The sequence below is a fragment of the Staphylococcus casei genome, from assembly GCF_030294405.1.
Classification (GTDB): Bacteria; Bacillota; Bacilli; order Staphylococcales; family Staphylococcaceae; genus Staphylococcus; species Staphylococcus succinus.
In genome coordinates this window covers 2,323,457-2,337,105 of record NZ_CP125718.1, presented here as the reverse complement: position 1 = coordinate 2,337,105, position 13,649 = coordinate 2,323,457, and the positions used below count along the sequence as shown (strand labels likewise).

At 34.5% G+C, this 13,649-nt stretch carries 13 protein-coding genes; 10 read left to right on the top strand and 3 right to left on the bottom strand.

All coding sequences use genetic code 11. From position 1 onward, the window contains the following. Window positions 1-84: 84 nt before the first annotated feature. From QMO72_RS11395 to QMO72_RS11380, 4 genes are all read left to right on the top strand, one after another. Entirely contained in the window at window positions 85-741 is a 657-nt protein-coding gene (locus tag QMO72_RS11395; RefSeq protein ID WP_103266592.1) for a uracil-DNA glycosylase, read from the top strand. A 2-nt stretch (window positions 742-743) separates the two neighbouring features. After that, the gene (locus QMO72_RS11390) at window positions 744-1,121 is read left to right on the top strand and encodes a DUF5327 family protein (protein ID WP_103266593.1); all 378 of its coding nucleotides are present in this window, start codon (window positions 744-746) and stop codon (window positions 1,119-1,121) included. A gap of 24 nt (window positions 1,122-1,145) precedes the next feature. Continuing rightward, a complete protein-coding gene (locus QMO72_RS11385) occupies window positions 1,146-1,508 on the top strand; it encodes a DUF423 domain-containing protein (protein ID WP_199196641.1) in 363 nt (120 codons plus the stop codon). A 62-nt stretch (window positions 1,509-1,570) separates the two neighbouring features. After that, window positions 1,571-3,052, top strand: coding sequence for an APC family permease (locus tag QMO72_RS11380; RefSeq protein WP_103266596.1), 1,482 nt, complete (start codon window positions 1,571-1,573; stop codon window positions 3,050-3,052). A gap of 494 nt (window positions 3,053-3,546) precedes the next feature. On the opposite strand, the gene QMO72_RS11375 is transcribed toward QMO72_RS11380, so the two are convergent. The 3 genes from QMO72_RS11375 to hemQ form a co-directional block, all read right to left on the bottom strand. Further along, on the bottom strand, window positions 3,547-3,999 hold the full coding sequence (locus QMO72_RS11375) for a threonine/serine exporter family protein (protein ID WP_046837043.1): 453 nt from the start codon (window positions 3,997-3,999) through the stop codon (window positions 3,547-3,549). 11 nt (window positions 4,000-4,010) lie between these two features. Beyond that, entirely contained in the window at window positions 4,011-4,784 is a 774-nt protein-coding gene (locus tag QMO72_RS11370; protein ID WP_103266597.1) for a threonine/serine exporter family protein, read from the bottom strand. Between the two features lie 506 nt (window positions 4,785-5,290). After that, window positions 5,291-6,040 (bottom strand): hydrogen peroxide-dependent heme synthase, encoded by a 750-nt coding sequence (gene hemQ, locus QMO72_RS11365; protein WP_046837045.1) that lies wholly within the window; start codon window positions 6,038-6,040, stop codon window positions 5,291-5,293. Window positions 6,041-6,204: 164 nt separating this feature from the next. On the opposite strand from hemQ, the gene pta reads away from it, so the two are divergent. The 6 genes from pta (at window position 6,205) to QMO72_RS11335 (ending at window position 13,633) form a co-directional block, all read left to right on the top strand. Further along, window positions 6,205-7,194 (top strand): phosphate acetyltransferase, encoded by a 990-nt coding sequence (gene pta, locus QMO72_RS11360; RefSeq protein WP_103266599.1) that lies wholly within the window; start codon window positions 6,205-6,207, stop codon window positions 7,192-7,194. After that, a complete protein-coding gene (locus tag QMO72_RS11355; protein ID WP_103266601.1) occupies window positions 7,194-8,030 on the top strand; it encodes a lipoate--protein ligase family protein in 837 nt (278 codons plus the stop codon). The genes pta and QMO72_RS11355 overlap by 1 nt, the downstream gene beginning before the upstream one ends. Window positions 8,031-8,783: 753 nt before the next feature. Then, window positions 8,784-9,707, top strand: a complete 924-nt coding sequence (gene mvk, locus QMO72_RS11350) for a mevalonate kinase (protein WP_103266603.1) — start codon at window positions 8,784-8,786, stop codon at window positions 9,705-9,707. Between the two features lie 5 nt (window positions 9,708-9,712). Beyond that, complete coding sequence (mvaD, locus tag QMO72_RS11345; protein WP_103266627.1) at window positions 9,713-10,696, top strand: diphosphomevalonate decarboxylase; 984 nt, start codon at window positions 9,713-9,715, stop codon at window positions 10,694-10,696. 12 nt (window positions 10,697-10,708) lie between these two features. After that, window positions 10,709-11,785: a phosphomevalonate kinase gene (locus QMO72_RS11340; protein WP_069823468.1), complete on the top strand. Its 1,077-nt coding sequence runs from the start codon at window positions 10,709-10,711 to the stop codon at window positions 11,783-11,785. A 234-nt stretch (window positions 11,786-12,019) separates the two neighbouring features. Further along, on the top strand, window positions 12,020-13,633 hold the full coding sequence (locus tag QMO72_RS11335; protein WP_103266604.1) for an alpha-glucoside-specific PTS transporter subunit IIBC: 1,614 nt from the start codon (window positions 12,020-12,022) through the stop codon (window positions 13,631-13,633). Window positions 13,634-13,649: the final 16 nt, after the last annotated feature.

Here is a 13,649-nt window from a genome sequence, read left to right as displayed (position 1 = left end):
GCACCACGCATCACAATAAATTGAGAAGTGGTTCTAACTTACGTAATTGGGATATGTTAATATATTAAATGAGGTGAGACGCATATGGAATGGTCAGATGTTTTTCATGAAATTACCACGAAACATGATTTTAGTGCTATGCATGAGTTTCTAGAAAAAGAATATACAACAGAAATCATATATCCAGACAGAGATAATATATATCAGGCTTTTGATCTAACGCCATTTGAGCATGTGAAGGTTGTCATATTAGGTCAAGATCCATATCATGGGCCAAATCAAGCGCATGGTTTAGCATTTTCAGTACAACCAGATGCCAAATTTCCACCTTCACTCAAAAATATGTATAAAGAGCTTGAAGATGATTTAGGTTGTAAAAGGACTACGCCTCATTTACAAGATTGGGCTCAAGAAGGGGTCTTATTGTTGAATACAGTACTTACGGTTCGTCAAGGTGAGGCGCATTCACATAAAAATATTGGTTGGGAAACCTTTACTGATGAAGTAATAACAGCTGTTTCTAAGAAGTTATCCAATGTTGTGTTCATTTTATGGGGGAAACCCGCACAGCAGAAAATTAAATTAATTGATACCACGAAACATCATGTTATTCAGTCGCCGCATCCCAGCCCGTTATCTGCTTATCGAGGTTTCTTTGGTTCTAAACCATATTCACAAACGAATATGTACTTGCAAGAAAAGGGGATGACTCCTATAAATTGGTGTGAAGGTGAGGAATAAAAATGGAAAAAGAGAAAATTATACAACTGATTGAACAAGAACTAGTGCAAGCAGATGAAGCGCATAACAGTGTAGAATTTGAAAAGCATATGTATGCCATTCACACACTTACCGGTCTTATTACACATACGTCAAATCAAACTTATAAAGATGATTTGTCTTCAGTATCTAACTCATTCAAATCGACAGCTCAAAGCAATGTGGATAAACCATTGTCTCAAACAAAGCAAGAGCATCACGGAATATCTGCTGAAGAGCTTCGCGCAATGGGGGGAAACGTAACATCACAAGCACATACAGTTTCAGATACCTCGCTTTCATCTAATAAGTTAGTAACTGATGATGAAATAGGCAATGGCGATTCGATTTTTGATTTTTAAATTTGGAAGGATGTAATTTATATGATGAAAGTGTTTATAATATTAGGTGCACTAAATGCGATGATGGCAGTAGGAACAGGGGCCTTCGGTGCACATGGATTAGAAAATAAATTATCAGAAAAATATATGTCAGTTTGGGAAAAGGCAACTACTTACCAAATGTATCATGGTCTAGGATTAATAGCTCTTGGCATCATAAGTGGTACTACTTCTATCAATGTTAATTGGTCGGGTTGGTTATTATTCTTTGGTATTGTATTTTTCAGTGGCTCTCTATATGTTTTAGCACTAACACAAATTCGTATACTTGGTGCCGTTACACCAATCGGAGGGGTTTTATTTATCGTTGGTTGGTTAATGCTCGTCATCGGAACGTTTAAATTATAAAAATATAATTGTTTAAGAATTCGCCTTGGGGTTATAATACAACCCTGAGGTGAATTTTATTTATGAGTGAAAATAACAATCAAGTCGATAGAGGCGATTTAAAGCAAAACTTATCTGAAAAATTTGTGTGGGCAATTGCTTATGGTTCATGTATAGGATGGGGTGCATTTATTCTCCCTGGTGACTGGATAGGACAATCTGGTCCTATATCTGCAGCAATAGGTATTGTCATTGGTGCGCTATTAATGATACTTATCGCAGTAAGTTATGGCGCATTAGTCGAACGTTTTCCAGTTTCTGGTGGCGCATTTGCATTTAGTTTTTTAGGTTTTGGAAGATACGTTAGTTTCTTTTCTTCCTGGTTTTTAACGTTTGGATATATTTGTGTTGTAGCATTAAACGCAACAGCATTTAGTTTACTAATTAAATTTCTATTGCCAGATGTTTTGGAGACTGGCAAACTTTACACCATTGCAGGATGGGACGTTTATATTACTGAAATACTTATTGCATCAGTTTTATTAATCGTATTTATGTTCATTGCTATTAAAGGCTCTAGTGTGTCCGGATCATTGCAGTTTTATTTCTGTGTAGCAATGGTTATTACAATCTTACTATTGTTTTTCGGATCATTTTTTGGCAGTAATTTTTCTTTAGAACATTTACAGCCGTTAACAAATGAAAAGAAAGGTTGGTTTACATCCATTATTATGATTGTGGCAGTGGCGCCATGGGCATATGTTGGTTTTGATAATATTCCTCAAACAGCAGAAGAATTTGATTTTTCACCTAACAAGACTTTTAAATTAATTGTCTATAGTTTGTTTGCTGCAGCACTTACTTATGTATTGATGATACTTTATACAAGTTGGTTAAGTACTGCTTCTACAAGCTTAAATGGTAATTTATGGTTAACTGGTGCAGTAACACAAGATGCTTTTGGTTATATTGGTTTAGCTGTATTAGCAATCGCAATAATAATGGGCATATTTACAGGATTAAATGGATTCTTAATGAGTTCTAGTCGCTTGCTATTTTCAATGGGGCGTTCAGGCATTATGCCTTCGTTATTCAGTAAGTTACATAAGAAATATAAAACGCCATATGTGGCAATTATTTTCTTAGTGGCTATTACGTTAATTGCGCCATGGTTAGGACGTACAGCATTAACGTGGATTGTTGATATGTCTTCGACAGGTGTATCTATTGCATACTTTATTACTTGTTTATCAGCAGCCAAACTTTTCAGCTATAAAAAAGCGAGTAATACATATGGTCCAATATACAAGACCTTTGCAATCTTAGGCACAATTGTATCATTTGTGTTCTTACTCCTACTTTTAGTCCCTGGCTCGCCAGCATCGCTTTCCGCGCCGTCTTACATTGCGTTAGGTGGTTGGTTAGTGATAGGTCTTATATTCTTTGTAGTACGTTATCCGAAGTTGAAAAAAATGGATAATGATAAACTGAGCAGACTTATTTTGAATCGAACAGAAGATGAAGTTGAAACATTAATCAATGAAAATAAAGTAGATAAAGCATAATATTTAAGATTTCTAGAATTTAAAATATGTCATTTACATGCGATAGTTATAACTTGTGTCATTTTAAAAGCCAACAAAGTTCACATACTTTGTTGGCTTTTAATTCGTATATTGTTCTACCGGATATGTAGAGGTGTCATGATGCTTTCTTTTTAAAAATAGGTTTAGATACTTATCAATTACCTAAATATGGGGTTATAGGATAGGTATAAATAGGATTGATAATGTTAGGGGAAGTGTTGCATCGGCACTGATAGCTACTATAGTAACAACAATATGCCAGATGCAATGCACAGTTCTTGTTGCATATTAAGGAAGATTTTTGAATATCTATAAGTATATTGATTATATTATTTCTACCCATATTTTTTCTAAGTAGAAAAGATATGAGCACCAATCAACAAGTACTTGTTGAAGAAGTATGGATCAAAAAACGACCCAGTCCACTAAGGATTGAGTCGTTTTTTGATTTGCATTAAATAGAGCGTTGTATTTTAAATTCGCTTTTTTCGTTTTGTATTACCAGAAATAATGAGCTTTGAAATCTGGTCAGCAAAGAGTAAACCTAATGCAATTGCACCAGCGATTAACATTACTTCTAATATGGTATTAATTGCTTTACTGAATTGTAATATTATAAGGTTTTTAGTGGCATCAAATGCGAGGCCACCTGGTACAAGTGGAATGATTCCGGGTATCATAAATAGAATTACGGGTTCTTTTTTTAATCGGGCCATAATATGGCTTAAAAGTCCAAGTGCCAGACTGCCAAAAAAACTTGAATATATAGTGTGTAATTGAAAGGCTTCGAAAAAAAGTGTATATATCATCCAACCACAAGCACCTACAATACCAACTGTATTATACAATCGTTTCGGCACATCAAATATGACACCGAAGAATAGTGAAGCCGTATAACTAAATAATAAATTTAATATCCAAAACATAGGCATTGCTCCTAAAAAATAATGAGTATTGTACCAACGCCAGCCCCGATTCCGAAAGCAGTCACTAGAGCTTCTAAAGACTTAGTAGTAAACATTAACATATGACCGGCAAATAAATCTTGAATTGCATTTGTGATTAATACACCAGGTACAATGGGCATTACTGCCGCTATAATGATTGTTGATATTGAACCACCTGGTATAAAATAATGACCAGTTACAGCAAACAGTCCGATGACAAGTGCTCCCATGAATTCGGGTATGAATTGTGTGTGTAATTTACGATCTAATATTTCGACAACGATATAGCCAAAGGAACCAGCCACAAGTGTTGAAATTACATCGACGAAATGACCAGCTTGTAAATATAAAAAGCTGATTGAAATGATTGCAGAAGCTATAAATTTGAAAAGCAAATCATGATTCATACTTTGTTCCGTGTGAATCTGAGTTAGTTCTTGATAAGCATCTTCAAGAGAAAGATTACCTAAGGATAATTGTCTAGACACTTCATTTGTTCTTGAAATTCTATGAAGGTTAGTATCTCTCGTTTTTATTCTGAAAATTCTCGGGTATGACTCGTTATGCAACACAAAGTTTATGACTGTGTTTGTAACAAAGCTATGACTCTCTGTATAGCCTAACGTATTTGAAATACGTGTCATGGTATCTTCCACACGGGAGGCTTCAGCACCAGATTCAAGTAAAATTCTCCCAGCAAGTACGATAACATCTTTAATTAATCGTTCATCATAACCGTCTATATTTTGAGTGTATGTTGTCATTTAATCACCAATAATAAAGTATTTAACTAACCCAATGTTTATTGGAAACATTGGGTGGAAATAAGTTATTGAATTATTATTTTTTATTGTAACACTTTATTATTACGAATTGGCGTATTAATTACGAGGAAAGTAGTGGGGAAATAAATTTTGTACAATTCTAGGAAGTCATTTATGTTTCAAATGTTTCAAATAGGTTAATATAAGATTAGTTAACTGTTACAGACATATATTGAGTAGCGACAATATAGCAGTTAATAATGAAGTAGTGATTAAAGTTCTCCCAGACACACTACATAAAAAGGCCCCTTATATTTAAGTAAGGGTGCCTTTTTATATTTATACACAGTCACATTACTGAATTGTTATGAATCAGCACCATAAATGCTGTATCTGTAGTCAATGGCATATGCTATAAAAGCACAAAAACTGCCAACAAGGTGATGAACCTTATCGACAGTTATACGTAATACACTCCATATTAAGTAGCTATTAGTGACAGTAAATTATACTGAAAAAAGACTTTGTAAATTTTCTTTTGTAATGATATGGCCAACATAAAAACTTCCAAAGTCGCCATATCTTGCAGTAGTTTCATCAAATCTCATTTGATATACAATTTTTTTGAATTGTAATGGATCTTCAGCAAATAGGGTAACACCCCATTCATAGTCATCAAAACCGACTGAACCAGTGATGAATTGTTTAATTTTTCCAGCATATTGACGACCAATTTTACCATGGTTATACATAAGCTCTTGTCGTTCTTCTAATGAAAGCATATACCAGTTATATGTTTCGTTACGACGCTTATCCATTGGATAGAAGCATATATATTCGGATTGTGGTAATTCTGGATAGAGTCTTGGTTTAATATGTGGGTTCTCATATGGATCTTCATCTGATTTTCCGGCAAGATAGTTACCTAATTCAATAATTGATACAAATGAATATGTTGGAATTAAGAAATCCGTAATCTTTAATTTATTAAATTCATTTTCAAAAGCATTTAAGTCTTTCAGTTCAGGACGTAATGCCCATAAAAGAATATCAGCTTTTTGACCTGTAATATTATAAAGTGCGTGATCGCCAACGTGATTTGTGCGTGCCTGTTCGTGCTTATTTAAAAATGATTGCAACTCTTCCACGAGAGATTGTCGTTCTTCTTCTGGAACTAAACGTAGGCTAGACCAATCAATAGCATATAATAAATGTAAACTATACCAACCGTCTAATGTTTCTGGTGCTTGTGGCATTTGAATCGCTCCTTTAAAGTTTCTTTGTCTTTACAACAAAATTCTACCATAAAGGCAAGAAGATAACATAAGCAAATGATTACAAATTGGTGACATGGAATTCTATAAAAAAATGACGTATAATAGTGATGGAAAATAAATAGATTTAAAAATTCGAGGAGGCCATTATGTCTTTATTAGATGTATTACAAGAAAAACTTTCAGGTGAAAATGTAAAAATCGTATTACCCGAAGGTGAAGATGAACGTGTATTAACAGCAGCAACTCAATTACAAGCTACAGATTATGTTACACCTGTGTTATTAGGTAACGAATCCAATGTGAAAGCTCTAGCTAGTGAAAAAGGATTGGATATTTCTGAGCTAGAAATTATTGATCCAGAAACAAGTGAGTTAAAGCAAGAATTAGTGACAGCTTTTGTCGAGCGCCGCAAAGGTAAAGCGACTGAAGCACAAGCACAAGAAATGTTGAAAAATGTAAACTATTTCGGTACGATGCTTGTTTATACAGGTAAAGCTGATGGTCTAGTAAGTGGTGCAGCACACTCTACAGGAGACACAGTGCGTCCTGCATTACAAATTATTAAAACAAAACCCGGTGTAACAAAAACCTCTGGTATCTTCTTTATGATTAAAGGAGAAGAGCAATACATCTTTGGTGATTGTGCAATCAATCCTACGCTTGAGGCACAAGATTTAGCTGAAATTGCAGTAGAAAGTGCTAAATCTGCGAAAAGCTTTGGCATGACACCACGTGTTGCAATGTTAAGTTTTTCAACAAAAGGTTCTGCAAAATCAGACGATGTTGAAAAAGTATCAACTGCAGTAGACTTAGCGCAAGAAAAAATTGAAGCTGACAACATTGAAGACGTTATTGTTGATGGAGAATTCCAATTTGACGCAGCAATCGTGCCTGAAGTTGCTAAGAAAAAAGCACCTGATGCTAAGATTCAAGGAGATGCAAATGTATTTATCTTCCCAAGCTTAGAAGCGGGTAACATTGGATACAAAATTGCGCAACGTCTTGGAGGTTACGATGCAGTAGGACCTGTATTACAAGGACTTAATTCACCAGTGAATGATTTATCTCGTGGTTGTTCTATAGAAGACGTGTATAACTTATCAATCATCACTGCTGCGCAAGCATTACAATAATGGATTTAGCAAGTAAATATTTTAGTGGTATAGATTGGCGTTATATTGACCACTCTTCTGGATTAGCACCAATGCAGTCATTTGCATTTGATGATACATTTTCAGAAAGTGTGGGCAATGATTTATCTAGTAATGTGGTACGTACGTGGATACACCAACATACTGTTATTTTGGGTATACATGACTCACGTTTACCATTTTTACAGGATGGCATACGATACTTAACTGAAACGCGTGGGTATAATGCGATTGTAAGAAATTCCGGTGGACTTGGCGTTGTATTAGATCAGGGTATACTTAATATTTCACTTATTTTTAAAGGGAAAAATGAAATTACAATTGATGAAGCATTTACAGTTATGTATTTATTAATAGCTAAAATGTTTGAAGATGAAGATGTGGAGATTGAAACACACGAGATAGAACAATCTTATTGTCCAGGGAAATTTGATTTAAGTATTGATGGCAAAAAATTTGCCGGCATTTCTCAGCGGCGTGTTCGTGGTGGAATTGCTGTCCAAGTGTATCTTTGCGTAGAAGGTGATGGTAGTGAACGTGCAGCTATGATGAGAGCTTTTTACCAACATGCACTAAAGGGACAAGAAACAAAATTTAAATATCCTAATATAGATCCACTATGTATGGCTTCACTTGAAACATTGTTAGGTAGAACAATTACCGTACAAGATGTGATGTTCCAATTATTATATGCACTCAAAGATTTAGGTGGACGTTTAAATATGGAGCCTATTACAGATGATGAATGGGTGAGTTATGAAGGCTATTTTGAAAAAATGATAGAGCGTAACGCAAAAATTAATCGTAAAATGGAATAATATAAAAAAACGCAGACCGATACTTTGTTTAACAAATATCGATTTGCGTTTTTTTATTAAATATAGCGATATATTTAATGTTTGTACTTACAACAAGTTATATAAAGCTCAAAATATTTAATGATTTACCACAGGTACGGTCTAAATAGCGTATGATGTAGAAAGTGATTAAACTTTCGAAACAAATTTTTTTGGGAATTAAGAGTGATAATTATGCAGTAATCAAGAAATTTTCCTAGTTGGTTTTTTCTAATTGTTGAATTATAGAAGGTAAAAAAGTAATATAGTGAAAGTGTAGTTAAAAATACGTTTATGAATAAATTCATTGAAATTCAACTTAACTTTTTGAATATAAGACTGTAGAGTTTTATAATGGGAACGTATTGATTATAATTAGTAGCAGGTGTTAACTTTTTTATGACTTCAAATACTATGAATAATTATAATAATAGAAGAAATAACTATGACTTGAGATGTATAGCATTATATGAAAAATATGAGATAATATATAATGATAAAAATGAAATTTAGCTAAACATCTATATATTTATCACAGCATAGACAGCAAATATATATACTTAAAATAAATGTGTAGTAGATTGTCGAATAATTGAACTCAGCGTAAAATTTCCTGGGAAATTATTACGTTAGCATAATGATATGCGAAGTAACGTAAAATAAGGTTTCGTCTAAGATGATGTGTGAAGTACATAAAATATAAATTTAAAGAATATACTAAAGGTGATTGAGAATATGGCACAACATGGATATGGGGAAGCGAATGGTAAAGTAATATTAATTGGAGAGCATGCGGTGACTTTTGGAGAACCAGCAATTGCCATTCCTTTTACAACTGGAAGAGTGAGAGCCACTATAGATGCGATTGAAGATTCACATTCTTCATACATAAGTAGTGATGTTTATGATGGCGAGTTAGAATACGCACCTGAACATTTGAAGGCTGTCATTACACGTTTTATAGAAAAGTACAATATAGCAACGCCAATTAAAGTTTCAATTGATACGAATTTGCCAGCTTCTAGAGGCTTAGGGTCTAGTGCAGCAATGGCAGTAGCATTTGTACGTGCAAGTTTTGACTATTTAAATAAACCCTTATCAGATGAAACACTGATAGAGGAAGCTAACTGGGCAGAGCGCATTGCACATGGTAAGCCAAGTGGCATCGATACGCAAACTATTGTTTCAAATAAACCAGTGTGGTTTCAGCAGGGTGAAGTAACTATGTTAAAACCTTTGGAATTAAATGGTTATATGGTTGTCATTGATACAGGTGTACGTGGTTCTACAAAACAAGCTGTAGAAGATGTTCATAATTTATGTGAAGAAGACGAAATGTATCTACAATATGTGGAACATATTGGGAAACTGGTCTTTGAAGCGAGCGATGCAATTGAACACCACAACTTTGAAAAATTAGCTACAATCTTCAATCTGTGCCAAGATAATTTAAGAACTTTAACAGTAAGCCATGATAAAATTGAAACATTACTTGAAGCAAGTATAAAGCAAGGTGCGATCGCAGGAAAACTAACAGGCGGGGGACGTGGCGGTAGCATGATTGTACTTGCTACAAATTTAGAGATTGCTGAAAAAATCGCACAAAGCGCACAGGACTTAGGCGCACATCATACATGGATTGAATATTTAGGAGGTTAATGACATTGGTTAATAGTGGTAAAGCACGTGCGCATACAAATATTGCATTGATTAAATATTGGGGAAAAGCGGATGAAACTTACATTATTCCAATGAATAATAGTTTATCTGTGACATTAGATCGCTTTTATACAGAAACAAAAGTTACATTTGATGAGCGCTATACAAAAGATACGCTTATTTTAAATGGAGAGGCTGTAAATGAAAGTGAAGCGACTAAAATACACAAATTCATGAATATCGTGCGAGAACAAGGTCAGACTTCAATGTATGCATATATTGAAAGTGATAATTTTGTTCCCACAGCAGCAGGTTTAGCATCTTCAGCAAGTGCATACGCTGCATTAGCAGCAGCCTGTAATGCAGCTTTAAATTTAGAATTAACAGATAAAGATTTATCTAGACTTGCACGTAGGGGGTCTGGATCGGCTTCTAGAAGTATTTTTGGTGGTTTTGTGGAATGGGAAAAAGGGCATAATGATAAGACGTCATACAGTTTTCCTATTGATGCAGATCATTGGGAAGATGATTTAGCGATGATTTTTGTTGTGATTAATAATAAGTCGAAAAAAGTTTCAAGCCGCGCCGGTATGTCTTTAACACGTGATACATCACGTTTCTATCAATATTGGTTGGATCATGTGGATGAAGATATAACGGCAGTTAAACATGCAATCAATCAAAAAGATTTCGTGCAATTAGGTGAAGTAATTGAAGCAAATGGTTTAAGAATGCATGCTACGAATTTAGGAGCACAACCACCATTTACTTACATGGTAAGTGATAGTTATCAAGTGATGGAAATTGTCCATCAATGTCGAGAAGCTGGCTACCCTTGTTACTTTACAATGGATGCTGGACCTAATGTTAAAATACTAGTGGAAAAGAAAAATCAAAAAGCTGTAATAGATGCGCTACATAAATCATTCGATGAAGAACAAGTGATTGCAAGTGATATCACACGTACAGGCGTTGAAATTATTGAATAAGGAAGAGATAAAATGATTCAAGTAAAAGCACCAGGAAAGCTTTATATTGCAGGTGAATACGCGGTTACTGAACCTGGATATAAATCCGTGTTAATTGCAGTAGACCGTTTTGTAACAGCTTCAATAGAAGAATCAAATGCAATCCATGGCACTATACATTCTAAGACTTTACATCATGAGCCTGTAACATTTCAAAGAAATGAAGACGAAATTGTAGTCTCAGACGTACATGCAGCCAAACAGTTAAAATATGTAATTACAGCAATAGAAGTATTTGAACAATATGTTCGTAGTAATCAAATTCATCTAAAACATTTTAATTTAACAATTGATAGTAACTTAGACGATGCAAATGGTCATAAATATGGTTTGGGTTCAAGTGCGGCAGTCTTAGTATCAGTCGTTAAAGTGCTAAATGAATTTTACGATACGCATTTGTCAAATCTCTATATCTATAAACTTGCTGTTATCGCTAATATGAAATTACAAAGCTTAAGCTCATGTGGTGATATTGCTGTAAGTGTCTATACAGGTTGGTTAGCCTATAGCACGTTTGATCATGAATGGGTCTCACAGCAAATAGAAGATACTTCAGTAAATGAAGTGCTAAAGAAAAATTGGCCAGGTCTTCATATTGAACCGTTGCAAGCACCTGAGAATATGGAAGTACTTATTGGTTGGACTGGTTCTCCGGCTTCATCACATCATCTTGTGAGTGAAGTTAAACGCTTGAAGTCAGATCCTACATTTTATGGTAAATTCTTGGAACGCTCACATGCATGTGTTGAAAAGTTGATTCATGCGTTTAAAACGAATCATATTAAAGGTGTACAACAAATGATTCGCTTGAATCGTGAAATTATACAATCTATGGATAAAGAGGCTACGATTGATATAGAAACGTCACATTTAAAAGTGTTGTGTTCGGTTGCTGAAAAATATGGCGGTGCAGCTAAAACGTCTGGTGCAGGTGGTGGCGATTGCGGTATCACAATTATCAATAGTGACATTAATAAGCGCTCGATTTATGATGAATGGATAGAAAACGAAGTAAAACCACTAGAATTTAATATATATAACGGACAATAATAAGGAACAGTATTCTAGTATCAATATTAGAATGCTGTTTTTTGTTTACAAAATGTTGTAATTATTTGTGATAACGAATCAGTGGAACGTTGGAAAATTTACCACTTAGTGAAAAAGAAATCATTCCTCGATATCTTTTCTCTAAATGTTGAGCGAACATTGAACTAGAAGTGAATTAAGCATATCATCACCTTAAGAAATCGTTTTCAAAATACCACATGAAAAGGTGATTTTATGAATATTGCACGTAATTTTGGAGGAGCAATACGTAGATTTGGTGGCGCAATGATTGTGCCAGTGTTATTGTTTCCTTTCTTTGGTATTATCATTGGTATCGCAACACTTTTTAAAAATGAGGCAATTATGGGGAAATTGGCTGATAGCCATAGTTTGTGGTATCAAATATGGTCGTTAATTGAAAATGGTGGTTGGACATTATTTGAAAATATTGAACTTATTTTTGTGATTGGATTACCGATATCGCTTGCTAAAAAATCGGCAGGACATGCAGTCATGTCATCCGTAGTTACTTATTTAATGTTTAATTATTTTATTAATGGCATATTAAGCACATGGGGACCTGTTTTTGGCGTTGATTTTAAAGGTAGTGCAGGTGAAGGGACAGGAATCACAGAATTAGCAGGTATTAAAACTTTAGATACAAATATCATAGGTGCACTGATCATTTCAGGGATTGCGATTTGGTTGCATAACCGGTATTACGATAAAAAATTACCCGAATCTGTGGGTATTTTTCAAGGATCACCATTTGTTATAATGATTGCTTTCTTTTGTATGATTCCGTTAGCGTTTCTGACAAGCTGGGGATGGCCAATTGTACAAGGTTGGATTGCATCATTACAAGTGTTTTTAGCCTCATCTGGTTATATTGGTGTATGGTTATTCCACTTTTTAGAAAGAATATTAATTCCAACAGGACTACATCATTTTATTTATACGCCATTTGAGTATGGGCCAGCTGTTGTGAATGGAGGTGTTAAATCTTATTGGATTTCTCATCTTACCGAATACTCTAAAACGACTAAGCCATTAAAAGAAATCTATCCAGGTGGGGGTTTCTTACTACAAGGAAATATTAAAATGTTTGGTTCTATTGGTATTGCGCTAGCGATATATTCTACAGCGAAAGCTCATAAAAAGAAAGAAGTGGGCGCGCTATTAATTGCAGCAACATTAACAGCAGTTTTTGCAGGTATAACGGAACCGTTAGAATTCACCTTTATTTTTGTAGCCCCATTTTTATTTTTAATTCATGCTATATTAGGTGCGACAATGGTTACAATTATGAATGCATTCGGATTAGTAGGAAATTTAGGTGGCGGTTTTATTGAAATAGCCGCTACGAATTGGATTCCACTATTTGGGGCTCATTGGGGGACATATATTGCTCAGTTTGTAATAGGTATTCTCTTCATATTTATATATTATTATCTATTTAAATGGATTATATTGAAATTTGATATACCGATGCCTGGTAGGGAAAAAGAAGATATCGACGCAAAACTGTATACAAAAAAAGACTATAAATCAAATAAGAAACACGATAATGAAAATCAACAAACATCAGAAAATGAATATGTTGAAAAGGCAAATGTGTATTTAGAAGGTTTGGGTGGCAAGCGTAATATCGTCGATGTGACAAATTGTGCGACAAGGTTACGCGTTACTGTAAAAGATCCTGAAAAGGTCAAAAATGACAGTTACTTTAAAATATCTGGTGGCGCGCATGGTTTGGTAAAGAGTGGTCAAAATGTGCAAGTGATTGTCGGCCTATCTGTGTCACAAGTTCGTGAAGCGTTTGAACAACTTATAAATAAAGACAATTAGCATTTATTCATAAGTT